Source organism: Pseudomonas sp. W2I6 (assembly GCF_030815935.1).
GTDB lineage: Bacteria > Pseudomonadota > Gammaproteobacteria > Pseudomonadales > Pseudomonadaceae > Aquipseudomonas.
This window is the reverse complement of record NZ_JAUSXJ010000001.1, coordinates 5,854,570-5,870,099: the sequence shown is the minus strand read 5'-3', so window position 1 is coordinate 5,870,099 and position 15,530 is coordinate 5,854,570. Positions and strand designations below refer to the sequence as shown.

At 62.1% G+C, this 15,530-nt stretch carries 12 protein-coding genes; 4 read left to right on the top strand and 8 right to left on the bottom strand.

The genetic code is table 11. From position 1 onward, the window contains the following. The first annotated feature begins 222 nt into the window (after nt 1-222). From QF039_RS27150 to QF039_RS27140, 3 genes are read left to right on the top strand one after another with little or no spacing between them, the layout of a single operon-like run. Nucleotides 223-2,334, top strand: a complete 2,112-nt coding sequence (locus QF039_RS27150) for a bifunctional diguanylate cyclase/phosphodiesterase (protein ID WP_178911868.1) — start codon at nt 223-225, stop codon at nt 2,332-2,334. Between the two features lie 43 nt (nt 2,335-2,377). After that, complete coding sequence (locus QF039_RS27145) at nt 2,378-2,878, top strand: M48 family metallopeptidase (RefSeq protein WP_003216881.1); 501 nt, start codon at nt 2,378-2,380, stop codon at nt 2,876-2,878. 19 nt (nt 2,879-2,897) lie between these two features. Further along, the gene (locus QF039_RS27140) at nt 2,898-3,194 is read left to right on the top strand and encodes a helix-turn-helix domain-containing protein (protein WP_003216883.1); all 297 of its coding nucleotides are present in this window, start codon (nt 2,898-2,900) and stop codon (nt 3,192-3,194) included. Between the two features lie 115 nt (nt 3,195-3,309). On the opposite strand, the gene QF039_RS27135 is transcribed toward QF039_RS27140, so the two are convergent. Further along, entirely contained in the window at nt 3,310-3,762 is a 453-nt protein-coding gene (locus QF039_RS27135; protein ID WP_003216885.1) for a GNAT family N-acetyltransferase, read from the bottom strand. Between the two features lie 220 nt (nt 3,763-3,982). On the opposite strand from QF039_RS27135, the gene QF039_RS27130 reads away from it, so the two are divergent. Continuing rightward, complete coding sequence (locus tag QF039_RS27130) at nt 3,983-4,720, top strand: ABC transporter substrate-binding protein (RefSeq protein WP_102370074.1); 738 nt, start codon at nt 3,983-3,985, stop codon at nt 4,718-4,720. A 104-nt stretch (nt 4,721-4,824) separates the two neighbouring features. Here QF039_RS27130 and yccS read toward each other — a convergent pair whose 3' ends face one another. From yccS to QF039_RS27095, 7 genes are all read right to left on the bottom strand, one after another. Further along, nucleotides 4,825-7,008, bottom strand: coding sequence for a YccS family putative transporter (gene yccS / locus QF039_RS27125; protein ID WP_003216889.1), 2,184 nt, complete (start codon nt 7,006-7,008; stop codon nt 4,825-4,827). Between the two features lie 233 nt (nt 7,009-7,241). Beyond that, on the bottom strand, nt 7,242-8,420 hold the full coding sequence (locus QF039_RS27120; protein ID WP_102604416.1) for an NAD(P)/FAD-dependent oxidoreductase: 1,179 nt from the start codon (nt 8,418-8,420) through the stop codon (nt 7,242-7,244). A 160-nt stretch (nt 8,421-8,580) separates the two neighbouring features. Then, the gene (gene dbpA, locus QF039_RS27115) at nt 8,581-9,918 is read right to left on the bottom strand and encodes an ATP-dependent RNA helicase DbpA (protein WP_307523040.1); all 1,338 of its coding nucleotides are present in this window, start codon (nt 9,916-9,918) and stop codon (nt 8,581-8,583) included. Between the two features lie 130 nt (nt 9,919-10,048). Then, nucleotides 10,049-11,476: a multidrug transporter subunit MdtD gene (mdtD, locus tag QF039_RS27110; protein ID WP_003216894.1), complete on the bottom strand. Its 1,428-nt coding sequence runs from the start codon at nt 11,474-11,476 to the stop codon at nt 10,049-10,051. A 36-nt stretch (nt 11,477-11,512) separates the two neighbouring features. Continuing rightward, nucleotides 11,513-12,403, bottom strand: coding sequence for an alpha/beta fold hydrolase (locus tag QF039_RS27105; protein WP_307521618.1), 891 nt, complete (start codon nt 12,401-12,403; stop codon nt 11,513-11,515). Between the two features lie 329 nt (nt 12,404-12,732). Then, nucleotides 12,733-14,049, bottom strand: a complete 1,317-nt coding sequence (locus tag QF039_RS27100) for a TldD/PmbA family protein (RefSeq protein ID WP_307521615.1) — start codon at nt 14,047-14,049, stop codon at nt 12,733-12,735. Then, nucleotides 14,049-15,491 carry a TldD/PmbA family protein gene (locus QF039_RS27095; protein ID WP_102370072.1) on the bottom strand — a complete coding sequence of 481 codons (1,443 nt, stop codon included), beginning with the start codon at nt 15,489-15,491 and terminating at the stop codon, nt 14,049-14,051. Before QF039_RS27095 ends, QF039_RS27100 begins: the two co-directional genes overlap by 1 nt. Between the last annotated feature and the right edge of the window lie 39 nt (nt 15,492-15,530).

The window sequence follows — 15,530 nt, the reverse complement described above, 5'->3', positions numbered from 1 at the left end:
TTTGTGGCGGATTGTTGGCGCCAATGAAATGTCAAAAAGCCATGTTTCCCATAAACCGCGGGCTGTAGACACTGACCGTTAGTCGGTTGTCTGGGCTTTGGCGCAATGATGGCACCGTCGTGGCTTCTGCTTTATGGGATCCAGGGCTAGAGTGAGCCCTTATTGTTTATCCGGTTTTGTCGCAAAAATGACCGGAATGACTCCGACGAAAGAGAAGCAGCAATGGAATGCGCTCCAATCAAGCCTCGCGATGGTTGTTCAGTGCTTTTGGTGGTCGATGACTATCCCGAAAACCTGATCAGCATGCGTGCGTTATTGCAGCGTGAAGATTGGCATGTGGTGACCGCGGCCTCCGGGGTGGAAGCCCTGGGATTGCTGCTCGAACACGACGTCGACCTGGTGTTGCTGGATGTGATGATGCCCGGCATGGACGGGTTCGAGGTGGCCCGGCTGATGCGCGGCAGCCAACGCACACAAATGACCCCGATCATCTTTCTCAGCGCTCACGCCCAATCGCCGGCGGCGATGCTGGAAGGCTATGCCAGCGGCGCGATCGACTACCTGCTGAAACCCTTCGACCCGAATATCCTCAAGCCCAAGGTCCAGGCCCTGCTGGAGCACCAGCGCAACCGCCGTGCCTTGCAGCGCCTGAGTCACGATCTGGAATCGGCCCGGGCCTTCAATGCCTCTGTGCTCGACAATGCCGCCGAAGGCATCCTGGTGGTGGGCGAAGACGGCGTGATCAGCTACGCCAACCCGGCGATTTCGCGGCTGATCAATGCGCCGGTCGCCGAGATCCAGGGTGCCGAGTTCCTGGGCTTCCTACAGAAGCCCCATGTGCCTGGGTGGTCCGATTCTGCCTTGTATGAAGGCTACAAACGTGGCGAAACCTGGCGCCTGCACGACGCCATCTTGCGCACCGCACCCGGCCAGCAGTTGCCCGTGGCGATGTCGTGCGCCCCGCTGCCGGCCGAGCAGAAAGCCATGGTGGTCACGGTGCTGGACATGTCCGAGGTGCGCCATCTGCATCAGCAACTGGAGTTCCAGGCCGTCACCGACCCGCTGACGGGCCTGCTCAATCGGCGCGGGTTTCACCAGTCGGTGGAGAATGTGCTGTTGCGCAGCGAGCGTAACGAGCAGTCGCTGGTGCTGCTGTACCTGGACCTGGACGGGTTCAAGCGGGTCAACGATTCCCTCGGCCACGACGCCGGAGACCGCGTGCTGCGCTGGGTCTCGGAACAGTTGAAGGCGTGCCTGCGCTCCTACGACATTCTTGGCCGCATGGGCGGGGATGAATTCACCGCGCTGCTGGAGCTGGAATTTCCGGAGCAGGCGGCCAAGATTGCGGAAAAACTGATCGAACGGGTGTCGATCTGTCAGCAGGTCGACGGTCTGGATGTGATGCTGGGCGTCAGTATCGGCATCGCCACTTTCCCGGACTGCGGCTCGGACCTCAACGGCCTGCTGCGCGCGGCGGACGTCGCGATGTACGAGGCCAAGCGCGCCGGGCGTCAGCAATATCGCTACTACGACCAGGAAATGAACGGCCGGGCCCGCTCGCGCCTGATGCTCGAAGACAGCGTACGCAGCGCCATCGACAGCAAGGATTTCACCCTGGTGTACCAGCCGCAGGTGTCGTTGCACGACGGCCATCTGCGGGGCGTCGAAGCGCTGCTGCGCTGGCAGCACCCGAGTGTCGGCGATGTGCCGCCGGGGCTGTTTCTGCCGTTGCTCGAAGAGGCGCGGCTGATCAGCCAGTTGAGCACCTGGATCTACCAGCAGGTGGCCGCCCAGCGGCAGGCATGGGCAGGGGTGTTCAACGATGAGTTGGTCCTGAGCGTGAGCTTGAGCAGCAGCCAGTTCAATATGCCGAACCTGGCCAGCCAGCTGCAGCAGGTGCTGGAGCGACATGGGTTGCAAGGCCGGCAGCTTGAGGTGGAGATCAGTGAAGAAAGCCTGATGCACAATCTGGATGAGTCCACCAAGCAGCTCAAGCTGTTGCGCCGGGCCGGCGTGCGGATTGCCCTGGATGACTTCGGCGCGGGCAACTGCTCCCTGGCCCACCTGCGGGACCTGGAATTCGACACCCTCAAGCTCGACCCGAAGCTGATCGCCCGCCTGCCGGGTTCATCCCGGGACGCGGCGATGGCGCGCAGCATTATCGAATTGTGCCGGCATTTTGATCTGCTGGTGATTGCCGAAGGCGTCGAGACCCAGGAGCAAGTTGAGTGGCTCAAGGCCAACGGCTGCCAGTTCATCCAGGGCCCGCAGGTGGCGCCGCCGTTGATCGCGGATGAAATTGCCGACTGGCGCCTGCGCGCAGCGGCCCGCTGAATTCGCTACACTGGCGGCCATTCAAATACCCGTTGTTGACCCCATGACCGCGCTGAAATACCTCCAGGCCTACCCCCCAGCATTGCAGGAGCAAGTGCGCCAGTTGATTGCCAAGGACCAACTGGGCGACTACCTGACCCAGCGCTACCCCGAGCGGCATGGCGTGCAGAGCGACAAAGCGCTGTACAGCTACGCCCAGGCCCTGAAGCAGGAACACCTGCGCAACGCCCCGGCCATCGACAAGGTGCTGTTCGATAACCGCCTGGACCTGACCCACCGCGCCCTCGGCCTGCACACCACCATCTCTCGGGTGCAGGGTGGCAACCTCAAGTCGAAGAAAGAAATCCGTATCGCCTCGCTGTTCAAGGAAGCCGCGCCGGAATTTCTGCGCATGATCGTCGTACACGAACTGGCGCACTTCAAGGAATCGGACCACAACAAGGCGTTCTACAAACTCTGTGAATACATGTTGCCGGGCTACCATCAGGTGGAATTCGACCTGCGGGTGTACCTGACCTGGCGGGACCTGCAGGGCAAGCCCTGACCTTCAAAGGCGATCGAGCATGGATGTGAGCAAGACCAAAAGCAGCTTCTACCGGCGCCTGTATGTGGCGTACCTGATTGATAGCCAGCTGGCCAGCAGCGTGCCGGCACTGACCGAGGTGACGGGCATGCCCCGGCGTACTGCACAGGACACGATTGCGGCGTTGGCGGACCTGGATATCGTGTGTGAGTTTGAACAGGAAGACGGCGCCCGCAATCATGCCGGGCGCTATCGGATTCGTGATTGGGGCGCGATTGATCGGCGCTGGATCGAGGCGAACCTGGCGAGCATTAAACAGGTGTTGGATTACCCCTGAAGGCTTGTGGTGACCGGGCTGACGCCTTCGCGAGCAAGCCCGCTCCCACATTCGACCGCATTCCAAAGGTGGAACTCGGTCAAATGTGGGAGCGGGCTTGCTCGCGAAGAGGCCCTCATGCCCGGCGCATGCCTATATGTGGAATGTCATCCTCAAGGTATTCCTCACCCGCCACCACAAACCCGTACCGCCCGTAATACCCCTGCAAATGCGCCTGGGCCGACAGATAGATCGGCACGTCGGGCCACTGTTTCTCTGCCTGCCTGAGGGCCTCATCCATCATCTGGTGGCCCAGCCCGGTACCCCGCGCGCTCGGCGCAACGATCACCCGGCCGATCACCACATCACCACCCTGTGATTCAGGATCCAGCAGGCGCAGGTAGGCCTGCAGTTGACCATCATCCCAGGCCATCAGGTGATGGGTATCACCGTCCAGGTCCTGGCCGTCGATGTCCTGGTACACGCATTTCTGCTCGACCACGAAGACCTCCGAGCGCAGGCGCAAAATGGCGTACAGCTGCTCCTTGCCCAGGTCACTGTGGTGTTTGCAGACCCATTCGACTGTCATGGTGTTCTCTCGGCTGATTGTCTGGTCAGGATAGTAAGCGCGCGGGAGGCGAGTGTCTAAATTGCGGTTTTTTTGTGAGTGAGATCAATTTGCCATCATTCTCTGCGTGCGACGCTGCCGTCTTTGTGTAATCTGCAGTACAGGCTCATTGATGAGCTACTGTTAAATCCTCGGGTTGCCCCAGAGGTCAGGCCATAGAATGCCCGCCAAGGACTTGAGCATGCCGCGATTTTCTCGTGCCGTTGCTTTGATCGGTTTGTTGTTGCTGGCCCAGGCGGTGGCGGCAGAACGCTTGCGACTGGTGGCGGATGCCTGGCCGCCGTTCACTGACGCCACCCTGGTCAATGGGGGTTTGGCCACCGACATCGTGACCACCGCCCTGGCCCGTGCCGGCTACGCCAGTGAGTTTGAGCAGGTGCCCTGGGCGCGGGCGCTGATGGGCGTGGGCGATGGGCGTTACGACGTATTGGTGAACGCCTGGTACGACGATGCGCGTACTCAGTTGGGGCAGTTTTCCGGCGAATACCTGCTCAACCGGGTGCTGTTTCTCAAGCGCCGCGACGATCCCATCGACTACCAGAACCTGGAGCAGTTGCACGACTACCCTGTCGCGGTGGTGCGTGGCTATGCCTATTCAGCGGCGTTCGATGCCGATCCGCAATTGCAGAAAGTCCCGGTGCATAACTTCGCCATGGCCGTGCGCATGCTGGCGGCGCAGCGGGTGCGGCTGACGTTGGAGGACGAATTCGTCGCCCGCTACTATCTGGCTCGGGAGTCCGCCACCGTGCGCAACGCGGTGGAGTTTTTGCCGGTGCCGCTGAGTGAAAACAGCCTGCACATACTGGTCAGTCTGAAAAACCCTCAGCATCAGCAGATTGTTGCCGGGTTTGATCGGGAGATTGCCAGGATGAAGGCAGATGGCAGTTATGCGCGGTTGATGAAGCAGCACGGGATGTAGTGAGGCTAATGGCCCCTTCGCGAGCAAGCCCGCTCCCACATTCGACCGCATTCCAAAGGTGGAACTCGGCCGAATGTGGGAGCGGGCTTGCTCGCGAAGAGGGTTCAGGCTTCGCTGGTATCTTTGATCAGGTGAGCCGCCAACGTGCGCAACGGCCCCAGTTGCCGGCAGATCAGCGCCAATTGCGTCTGCACCAGCCGCTGCCCTTCATCAATCTCATCCGGCATCTGCTCCAGGTCCACTGCCAAGGCTTCCTCGGCATCACTCTGAATCGCGATCGGCTGCTTGTTCGCCAGCCCCGTGGCGATCTCGTCGATGCTCGCCGCCAGCGTCTTCCCGGCGCCTTCGATCAAGTGCTCGCGCACTTCCGCCGGCAGTTGGGTTTCCCGGTGGGCGCCCAGCCCCGACAGGTAGCTGAGCAGCGTGTGGGACAGCACCAGGAACCTGAACCCCACGTCCGCTTCCTTACGGAAATGCCCCGGCTCCATCAGCATGTTCGCCAGGGTGGTGGACAGCGCGGCGTCGGCGTTGTGGGCATTGCGCCGGGCGAGGCGGTAAGCCAGGTCGTCGCTTTTGCCCGCGGCGTACTGCTGCATGATCTGGCGCAGGTAGATGCTGTTGCAGGTCAGGGTATTGGCCAGCACCTTGTTCAGGCGCCGGCCCTGCCAGTCCGGCAGGAACAGGAACACCGCCAGTCCGGCGATCAGGCTGCCGAGCAAGGTATCGAACAGCCGTGGCAGGAACAGCCCGTAGCCGTCGCCCACCTGGTTGAAGCAGAACAGCACCATCAGCGTGATCGCGGCGGTCGCCAGGGTGTAGCGCGTGGTGCGGTTGATAAAGAACACCAGGCCGGCGGCAATGGCGAACATCGACTGGATCAGCGGGTTGGGGAACAGGTCGAACAGCGCCCAGGCGATGGTCAGGCCGATGGCCGTGCCGATGATCCGCTGGCCCAGCTTGCGCCGGGTGGCGCCGTAGTTTGGCTGGCACACGAACAGCGTGGTGAGGATGATCCAATAGCCTTGGGACGGGTGAATCAAGTGCACCATCCAGTAGCCGATACTCAGCGCCAGGGGCAGGCGCAGGGCATGGCGGAACAGCAACGAAGTCGGCGTCAACTGCGTGCGCAGGCGTGTCCACATTTCCTTGAGGTTGCGCGGTGCACGGTCCAGCAGGCTGCTGTCGGTGGCATCGGCCAGGCTGTCGGGGTTGGCGGCGTCGCCCAGCAGGCGGTCCAGGGTCGACAGGTTGGCCGCCAGGGCGCGCAGGGAGCGCAGCAGGCCGCGCCAGGCCGGGTTGCTCTGGATGCGCAGGTGTTCCAGGGAGGCGTTGAGGTCGCCCAGGGCTTCGGCGAAGCTGTCGTCATAAACGAACGGCTGGCGCATCTGGATCGATTCGGCCAGGGTCTGGCAGGCCTTGCCTTGCTGGCGCAACAGGCGCTGGCAGCGGAACAGCACGTCGCTGTGGAAGAAGGCTTCGGCGAGGGCGTTGTAAGGGTAGTGCGAGGAGCTGGCGCGCTCGTGGATGTCCTGGGCCAGGAAGTACAGCTTGAGGTAGCGGCTGACCTTGGAGCCCGGGCGACCATTGCCGACCCGGTGCAGGATGATCTCTTTGGCGGCGTTCAGTGCTGCCACCACCCGGCCGTTCTGCTGCGCCAGTTCCAGGCGCCGCGCTTCCACATCCAGTTGGCGGATCGGTTCGAACAGCGACGACTTGAGCTTGAGGTAACGCCCCAGCTCGCGAAACAGTCGCGCCAGGCTCTGCTGCACCGGCTGGTTGGAAAACAACACCTGCCACAACACCGACAGCGCGCCATACCACGCGGCGCCGGCCACCAGCAGCAAGGGTTCATGCCAGAAGTCGGTGACGGCGCCACCGCGCTGGTCCACGCCGATCATGGTGTAGACCGAGAGAATCAGGGTGGCCGAAGCGATCGCCCCATAACGCTCGCCGAGGGCACCGAGCATGGTCAGGCCGAAGCTGGACAGAGCCAGGAAGATCGCGAAGATCCAGGGATAAGGGAAAAGCAGTTCGACGGACAGTGCCGCAGTGCTGAAGCACACCAGTGTCACGGCCAGGGCGTTGAGCCGGCCCTGCCAGTTGTCATCGGTCTCGGCCAGGGCGCTGGCGATAATGCCCAGGAACAGCGGGATCAGCAGCGCCATTTCATTCTGGTACCAGCACAGCGCCATGCTGCCGGTCAGGGCGATGAATACCCGTACGCTGTAACTGAACTTATCCAGTGCCCAAAGGCGCCGCATGGACTGCTTGAAGGAGGTCGATGACATGAAGTCTGGGGTCTTCCGGGACGATGCCGCTAAATTGAGCCAGTAATGACGCCACGGCAAGCGTGGCGATCACATCTGAGAGCAAAATTTATTCCAGTCATTACTTCCAAGCACACCACGAACCAAATGTGGGAGCGGGCTTGCTCGCGAAGGCGGTGTATCAGTCACTGATGTATTAGCTGACACTCCGCCTTCGCGAGCAAGCCCGCTCCCACATTTTTTACCGGGTTCCGTCAGGCAAATTGGGCAGCGGCATATCCGGAAGCCCACGCCCACTGGAAATTGAACCCGCCCAGGTGACCGGTCACATCCAACACTTCGCCGATGAAGTACAAACCGGGGCTTTTCAGGGATTCCATGGTCTTGGACGAAACCTCCCGGGTGTCCACGCCACCCAGGGTGACCTCGGCGGTGCGATAGCCTTCAGTACCCGCCGGCACCAGTTGCCAGCTCCCCAGTTTGCCGGCGATGTCGGCAATCTCGGCGTGGGTGTACTGCTTCATCGGCTTGGAAACGAACCAGGTTTCGGCCAGCAGGTTGGCCATCTTCTTGGTGAAGATCTCACCCAGCAGGGTTTTCAGCTCGCTGTTCGGGCGCTCCACCTGTTGCGCTTGCAGCCAGGTGTGGGCGTCGTGGTCGGGCAGCAGGTTGATTTCCACCGTGTCGCCGGGTTCCCAGTAGGAAGAAATCTGCAGGATCGCCGGCCCGCTCAGGCCGCGGTGGGTAAACAGGATGTTCTCGCGAAAGCTTTGGTCGTTGCAGCTCACCAGGCAATCCACGGACGTACCGGACAGCTCGCCGCACAATTCCTTGAGCTGGTCGGTGATGGTGAACGGCACCAGCCCGGCGCGGGTTGGCAGCAGTTCATGGCCGAACTGCTTGGCCACTTGATAACCAAAGCCGGTGGCCCCCAGGGTCGGGATCGACAGCCCGCCGGTGGCGATCACCAGTGATTCGCAGCGCAACTCACCCAGGGTGGTTTGCAACTGATAGCCGCCATCGACCTTGGCAATCTCCTGCACCGAGGTGTCCAGGTGCATGCTCACGCCGACCTGGATGCACTCATCCAACAGCATCCCGAGGATGTCGCTGGACTTGTTGTCGCAGAACAGCTGGCCGAGTTTTTTCTCGTGGTACGGCACGCCGTGCTTGGCCACCAGCGCGATGAAATCCCACTGGGTGTAGCGGGCCAGGGCGGACTTGCAGAAGTGCGCGTTGTGGGAGAGGAAGTTGGCAGGCTCCGTGTACATATTGGTGAAGTTGCAGCGGCCACCGCCGGACATCAGGATCTTTTTGCCGGCCTTGTTCGCGTGGTCGATCAACATCACCTTGCGCCCACGCCCGGCGGCGGTCAGCGCACACATCAAGCCTGCGGCGCCGGCGCCAATGATCACAACTTCGGTCGAGCGCACAGCCATGTCCTCATACAAATTCTGAATCGGAATACAGTCAAATGTGGGAGCGGGCTTGCTCGCGAATGCGGTGTATCAGTCGACAGATTCGGTGACTGACACTCCGCATTCGCGAGCAAGCCCGCTCCCACATTTTTGATCTCGGTATAGCTTGAGATCTTTACAGGATACGCACGCGCAACGAACGGCCTTTGATCTTGCCTTCATTCAAACGCTGCAGCGCCTGCTTGGCGATCCCGCGTTCAACGGCCACGAACGCCTGGAAATCAAAGATCGCGATCTTGCCGACCTGGGCCCCCGGAATCCCGGCTTCACCGGTCAGTGCGCCGAGGATGTCGCCCGGGCGAACCTTGTCCTTACGGCCGGCGGCAATGCACAGGGTGCTCATCACCGGCAGCAACGGGCCGCCGCTTTGCGGCTTGAGGTTGTCCAACTGGTCCCAGTTCAGCGGCGACTTTTGCAACTGCTCGATGGCCTGGGCGCGGTGGGCTTCAGACGGGGCAACCAGGCTGATAGCGATGCCAGTCTCACCCGCGCGACCGGTACGGCCCACGCGGTGAATGTGGATTTCCGAGTCGCGGGCCAGTTCGACGTTGATCACCATGTCCAGTGCATCAATGTCCAGGCCACGGGCTGCCACGTCGGTGGCGACCAGTACCGACGTACTGCGGTTGGCGAACATCGCCAGTACCTGGTCACGGTCGCGCTGTTCCAGGTCGCCATGCAGGCCAACGGCGGAGATGCCCTTGGCGGTCAGGTGATCCACGGTTTCCTGCACTTGCTGCTTGGTGAAGCAGAAGGCTACGCAAGACGCCGGGCGGAAATGCGCCAGGACCTTGGTCACCGCGTCCATGCGCTCTTCCGGAGAAATCTCGTAGAAGCGCTGCTCGATCTGATCGTCCGAGTGGAACGCTTCGGCCTTGACCTGTTGCGGCGCGCGCATGAATTTCGAGGCCAGCTGCTTGATGCTCACCGGGTAGGTGGCCGAGAACAGCAGGGTCTGGCGGCGGGCCGGGGTCTTGCTGATGATGTCTTCGATGGCGTCGTAGAAGCCCATGTCGAGCATGCGGTCGGCTTCATCGAGGATCAGCGTGTTCAAGCCGTCCAAAACCAGCGAACCCTTGCGCAGGTGCTGCTGGATGCGGCCCGGGGTGCCGACGATGACGTGGGCGCCGTGCTCCAGGGAGGCGATCTGCGGGCCGAGGGACACGCCGCCGCACAGGGTCAGCACCTTGATGTTGTCTTCGGCGCGGGCCAGGCGACGGATTTCCTTGGCCACCTGGTCAGCCAGCTCGCGGGTCGGGCACATGACCAGTGCCTGGCAACCGAAGTAGCGCGGGTTGATCGGGTTCAGCAGGCCGATGCCGAAGGCTGCGGTCTTGCCGCTGCCGGTCTTGGCCTGGGCAATCAGGTCCAGCCCTTTGAGGATCACCGGCAAGCTTTGCGCCTGGATCTGCGTCATCTCGACATAACCCAGCGAGTCGAGGTTAGCCAGCATGGCGGCGGACAGGGGCAAAGTATTAAAAGCGGTGGCGATGGTAGTCACGGGACTGGCTCTGCAAAACAAAATGTCGCGCAGTGTACCAGCCTCGTGGGATTTTCCCTGCAAGTTCTAGACGAGAAGCCTGTTAATGCTCAATGTCGTGCTCACGGCTGACCACGCGTTTGCCGTCTTTTGGCGACAATTGCAGGAAGATCGCCGCCGCCAGCATCGCCATGATGCCCACGGTGACGAAGGTCAACTGGAACGCCCCAAGCACCGTGTCGACCCCGTCGTTGCCCACTTCGGCGGTAAAACCACCCAGCAGCGCACCGGCGCAGGCCACCCCAAGGCTCAGGGACAACTGCGCCACCACCGACAGCAAACTGTTGCCGCTGCTGGCCTGGGCGTCGTCGAGGTCGATCAGGGTCACGGTGTTCATCGCGGTGAATTGCAGCGAGTTGATCGCCCCGAGGATCGCCAGCATGCTCAGCAGCAGCGGGTAGGGCGTGTGTTCGCTGACCAGGCCCATGCTCGCCAGCATGATGCCCAGCGCCAGGGTGTTGCCGGTCAGCACCACGCGGTAGCCCAGGCGCTCGATCAGCGGCCGGGCGATGGACTTGGCAAACATCGCCGCCGCCGCCAGGGGCAGCATGCTCATCCCGGCTTCGGACGGTGAGTAACCGAGCGCCACCTGCAGCAACAGCGGCACCAGGAAAGGCAACGCGCCGCTGCCCAGGCGAGCGAACAGGTTGCCGAGGATGCCCACCGCAAAGGTCCGGGTCTTGAACAGCACCGGCGAGAACAGCGGGTTGTCGATATGCCCGGCGCGCAGCCAATACGCCGCCAGGCACGCGAGGCCGCCGAACAGCAGCAACATCACCCGCAGGTGCGGCAGGTGCAATTCGCCGAGGCCTTCCATGGCGATAGTGATCAGCACCATCGCCGCGCCGAACAGCAGGAAACCCACGCCGTCGAACCGCGTACGTTCGCTGCCGCGCAGGTCGGGGATGAATTTCCAGACGGCGTAGCAGCCGATGATGCCCACCGGCAGGTTGATCAGGAAGATCCAGTGCCAGGTCAGGTATTGCACCATCCAGCCGCCCATGGTCGGGCCGAGCAGTGGGCCGAGCAGCCCGGGAATGGTGATGAAACCCATGATCCGCACCAGCTCCGAGCGCGGGTAGGCGCGCAGCACCACCAGCCTGCCCACCGGCAACATCAACGCACCGCCCAGGCCCTGGATCACCCGGGCGCCCACCAGCATGGTCAGCGTGCTGGAGAGCGCGCAGAGCAACGAGCCAATGCTGAACAGCATGATCGCGCCGAAGAAGATCTTCTTGGTGCCGAAGCGGTCGGCCACCCAGCCCGAGGCGGGAATCAGCAGGGCCACGGTGAGCATGTAGGCAATCACTACGCCTTGCATGCGCAAGGGGTTCTCCGCCAGGTCTCGGGCCATGGCCGGCAACGCGGTGTTGAGAATCGTCCCATCCAGCGATTGCATGAAGAAGGCAATCGCTACCACCCAGGGTAGCCAGCGGGCGGTCTTGGCATCGAGAGGGGCGCGATTCGGCATGAGTTACCTTTTTGTTAGCAGCCTATGTGTCGGCGATTATGCGCCATCGGCAGCTCCTTTTCCCACTGGCGCTTCGTCTATATCTGACAACGCCACGTGTTTGCCCACCAGGAAATCAATCAGCGCGCGGTGCACGGCCAGGGCCGCTTCGCGGGATTCCAGGTCAAGCAAATGGCCAGTGTGCTCGGCGGTGGCGAAGCTGCTGCGGCCTACGTATTTCTTGAACAGTTGGGCTTCGTCTGCCGGGGTGTACTCGTCCAGCACGCCGTTGAGGAAGTGCACCGGGGTTTCGATCCGGGTCAGTTGCGGCAGGTAGTTGCCGTCACCCAGCGCCAGCACCTGATGGATATGGAAGCGTGCCTGGCGATACTCGGTGGTGGCCATGGTCGACAGGTGCCGGTGATTGTTGCGCTTGAGCCGGGGCGACAGGTATTTGCCCACGGTTTCATTCAGCAGATGGCCGACGGCGGATTTGTCATCGGCCTCGATCAGCACGCGCACCCGCTCTACGTATTCGAGCATGGCCTGGTTGAGGTTGGGCGCCAGTGCCATCACCACCGAGCTTTCAATCGACGGCGGGTTGTGGGCGAGGGTCAGCAGCGTGGAAATCCCGCCCCATGAGGCAGACACCAGGTGGTTGACCTCAAAGCGTTCCACCAGAGCGCGCAGGATCTGCACTTCATCGTCCTTGGTCACAAGGTCGAGGTCGGTGTTGTGCGGGCGTGAATAGCCGGAGAACGGCAGGTCGAACATCAGCACATTGAAGTGCTCGGACAGGCACTTGCTGGTGCGTGCAAACGAGCGGGTGGTGGACAGCGCGCCGTTGACCAACAGCACGGTTTTCTTCTCTGGGGTGTTACCAAGCTGCTCTACGTGAACGTTGTAGTGCTTGAACAGCTTTTCAATGACAAAACTTCCATGGTTCATGTCAACGCTCCAGCTTGCCCTATCCCGGGCAAGGTCGTGCATCACTTGCGTGCAAGTGGGTTGAGGACGGCGGGGTGTTGTTTGAGTTTTTTTACCGCGCGGACGTGGCTAGGTGCCACCAACCTTTATAACGAGGTTTTTCGCGAGCGACAACTGGCCGGACGGCCAGGTGTCTGGAGTGGGGTTTTGAGGATGAACCGAATCAAAATGTGGAATGCAATTAAATGTGGGAGCGGGCTTGCTCGCGAATGCGGTGCCTCAGTCACAGATGTAGTGGCTGACACGCCGCATTCGCGAGCAAGCCCGCTCCCACATGGGTTTTGCGTTGCTTATAAGGTCAGGGTCAGGCGTTTTACCAGCGCCCCCGGCAGCAGATTGGATGACGTATTGCGCTGGCTATACGTACTCGCCGACAGCAGCAATTCCCGATCAGCGGTCAGCGCTTCCAGTTGCGAGCCCAGCAGGCTGTACACGCTGTCATCAAAACGCATGGTGCTGACCGGCGCCTTGATCTCGCCGTCTTCGACCCAGAACGTGGCGAAGCGGGTCATGCCGGTCAGGCGTGCGGCGGGCTGGTCGGAGTAGTTCAGGTACCACAGGTTGCTGATGTACAAGCCGGTACCCAGTTGCTTGAGGATATCGGCCTGGGCCAGGTTGCCGGCCGCCATCTGCAGGGCGCTGGGAGATTCATCGCCGCTGGCGCCATTGGTGCTCAAGCCGTATTCGGCAGCACTGCGGGAGTTCACCAATTGGCCTTCAGCCTTGCCGGCATTGATCAGTTTCACATCACTGCGCGGATAGCCGTCACGGGAAAACGCCGAGCTCAGGGAGCCGCTGACCTGTTCGTCCAGGGTCACCAGCGGGCTCAAGGACTGATCACCGCCATACAACCGTTGCAACGGGCTGCCTTTGCTGGCGATGGCCTGGGCGGAAAACCCGCCCCAGGTGAGCATGCTGATGATTTCTTCCATGGCCGCCGGGGCAAGGTAGGCGCGATATTGCCCCGGTGCCAGCGGGTGCAGCGGGCGACCAAGGTATTCCAGTTGCTCACGGGCCTGCTTGAAACGCTGGGCGAAGGCCACGCTGTCCCAATCGTTGCCGGCGTAGCTGGCTTTCACCGCTTCACCGTTGGCGTGGAACAGGCTGAAGTCGAAGTTGAAACTGTTGGCCTGGTGCCAGCCGAAGGCGCCTGATGAGCTGGCGAAACCACGGCTGATAGGGCCGGCGGCGTAGAAGCCGACCATGTCCACACCTTCAGCGGCCAGGCTGATTGCTTCCAGCACCTGGGCCAGGTTCGGCAGCGGTCGGTCCTGCTGGTCCTTGTTTTGCCAGGCGTTGTGGTTGAGCAGTAGGTACGGATCCTGCGGCAACAACGGCAAGGTCTCACGCAGTTGTTGCAGGCCGTCGGCCAGGCGCTGGCGATCCAGTTCAGGCTCGCCCGCCAGGGTGATACCGAGGTCGGCGTGGCGCCCGTCGTTGATCAGCTTCAGGTTCAGGCTGGCCTGTTGCACCTGGCCGGCCTGGCGCACTTTGCCGTGGTTGAAACGCACAAACTCGGAGGACTCGTCGGCGTAGCCGAGGTGGAATTGTTCGTGGTCGGTGATGGCCTGCTTGAGCCAATCCACCAGGGCTTTGAAATTATTCATCAGGCGTCTCCCCCGAACACGTCCACGTTGCTGAACACACAGGCCGGCGACGCATGGCCGACGCGGATCACCTGGTTGGGTTCGCCCTTGCCGCAGTTCGGCGTGCCCAGCACCTTGAAGGTGCTGGCGTCGCCGACGGCGCTGAGGTTGCGCCAGAACTGCGCGGAAATCGCCCGGTAGTTGGGGTTCTTTACCACGCCTTTGAGTTCGCCGTTTTCAATCAACTGGCCCCACTCGCAGCCAAACTGGAATTTGTTGCGTGCATCGTCAATCGACCACGAACGGTTGGTGGACATCAGGATGCCGTTCTCGATGCCGCCAATCAGCTGCGCCATGTTCTGGTCGCCGGCCTCGATATTCAGGTTGGCCATGCGGTCGATCGGCGCGCGGTTCCAGCTGCAGGCGCGGCTGTTGGCCACACCTTGCATGCCGGAGCGGTATTGCGACAACGCACCGCCCAACGGCTTGAGCAGCAAGCCTTCGCGGATCAGGAATTGTTTGCTGGCCTTCGTGCCGTCGTCGTCATGCCCGTAGCTGGCGAGCTGCTCGGGAATGTCCGGGTCGAAGGTCACGTTCAGCAGGTTGGAGCCGTATTGCAGGTGACCGAAATCGCTGGCCTTGACGAAGCTGGTGCCGGCGTAATTGCGCTCGTCGCCCAGGATGCGGTCGAGTTCCAGCGGGTGGCCGATGGATTCGTGGATCTGCAGGATCATCTGGTCGGGCATCAGCAGCAGGTCGCGTGGGCCCTGGGGCGTGTTCGGGGCCAGCAGCAGTTGCAGCGCCTGGTCGGCAATCTGCGGCGCGGCGCCCACCAGGCCGAAGCGGCTGATCACGTCAAAGCCGCCTTGCTGGCCGAAGTTGGTGCCGCCCAGGGTGCGGGTCTGGCTGTCATTGCCGTCGTAGGCCGTGACGTTGACACCCGGGAACACAAACCGCTGGGCCTGGCGCAGTTCGGCGCCGGCGCTGTTGAGGTAGATCTGTTCGACGTGGGTGGTGCCCAGGCTGACTTCCCAGTTCACCAGGCGCTCGTCCTTGGGCACGGCGGCCGATTCGGCGCCGAGCAGTTGGTAGCAGTCGCTCAGGGACGGGAAGGGCTGGTCGAGGCTCGGCGACAGGTAGTCGGCAATGTCGCTGGACACTGGCTGGTCGCGCAGGTCGAGCAGGGCGTGGGGCTTGATGAGCCGGGCTTGCTGTTCGGCGCGCTCAAGGGCGGCTTGCAGGCCGGGCAGGGAGATGTCGTGGGTGGCGGCGTAGGCTTCGACGCCATTGAGGCGCACGGTGAGCATCGCGCCTTCGTCCTGGCTGAGGTGTGGCGGCTCGGCGACGTTCTTGCGTACCGACAGGTACTGGCCGGACTCGCGGACGTAGCGCAGGGAAAAGAATTCGGCGGTAGTGCGCAGGGCACTGAACTGCTTTTTGAGTGTGGCGTGGTGTTCGAACATGGGGCCTTCCTTGTGGGCGGCTCGGCGCGGGCAGGCAAA

Bases quoted from the DNA above. Each gene is read 5' to 3' on its own strand.
- QF039_RS27150 (WP_178911868.1), top strand. From the start codon at position 223: ATGGAATGCGCTCCAATCAAGCCTCGCGATGGTTGTTCAGTGCTTTTG.
- QF039_RS27145 (WP_003216881.1), top strand. From the start codon at position 2,378: ATGACCGCGCTGAAATACCTCCAGGCCTACCCCCCAGCATTGCAGGAG.
- QF039_RS27140 (WP_003216883.1), top strand. From the start codon at position 2,898: ATGGATGTGAGCAAGACCAAAAGCAGCTTCTACCGGCGCCTGTATGTG.
- QF039_RS27135 (WP_003216885.1), bottom strand. From the start codon at position 3,762: ATGACAGTCGAATGGGTCTGCAAACACCACAGTGACCTGGGCAAGGAG.
- QF039_RS27130 (WP_102370074.1), top strand. From the start codon at position 3,983: ATGCCGCGATTTTCTCGTGCCGTTGCTTTGATCGGTTTGTTGTTGCTG.
- yccS (WP_003216889.1), bottom strand. From the start codon at position 7,008: ATGTCATCGACCTCCTTCAAGCAGTCCATGCGGCGCCTTTGGGCACTG.
- dbpA (WP_307523040.1), bottom strand. From the start codon at position 9,918: ATGCTGGCTAACCTCGACTCGCTGGGTTATGTCGAGATGACGCAGATC.
- mdtD (WP_003216894.1), bottom strand. From the start codon at position 11,476: ATGCCGAATCGCGCCCCTCTCGATGCCAAGACCGCCCGCTGGCTACCC.
- QF039_RS27105 (WP_307521618.1), bottom strand. From the start codon at position 12,403: ATGAACCATGGAAGTTTTGTCATTGAAAAGCTGTTCAAGCACTACAAC.
- QF039_RS27100 (WP_307521615.1), bottom strand. From the start codon at position 14,049: ATGAATAATTTCAAAGCCCTGGTGGATTGGCTCAAGCAGGCCATCACC.
- QF039_RS27095 (WP_102370072.1), bottom strand. From the start codon at position 15,491: ATGTTCGAACACCACGCCACACTCAAAAAGCAGTTCAGTGCCCTGCGC.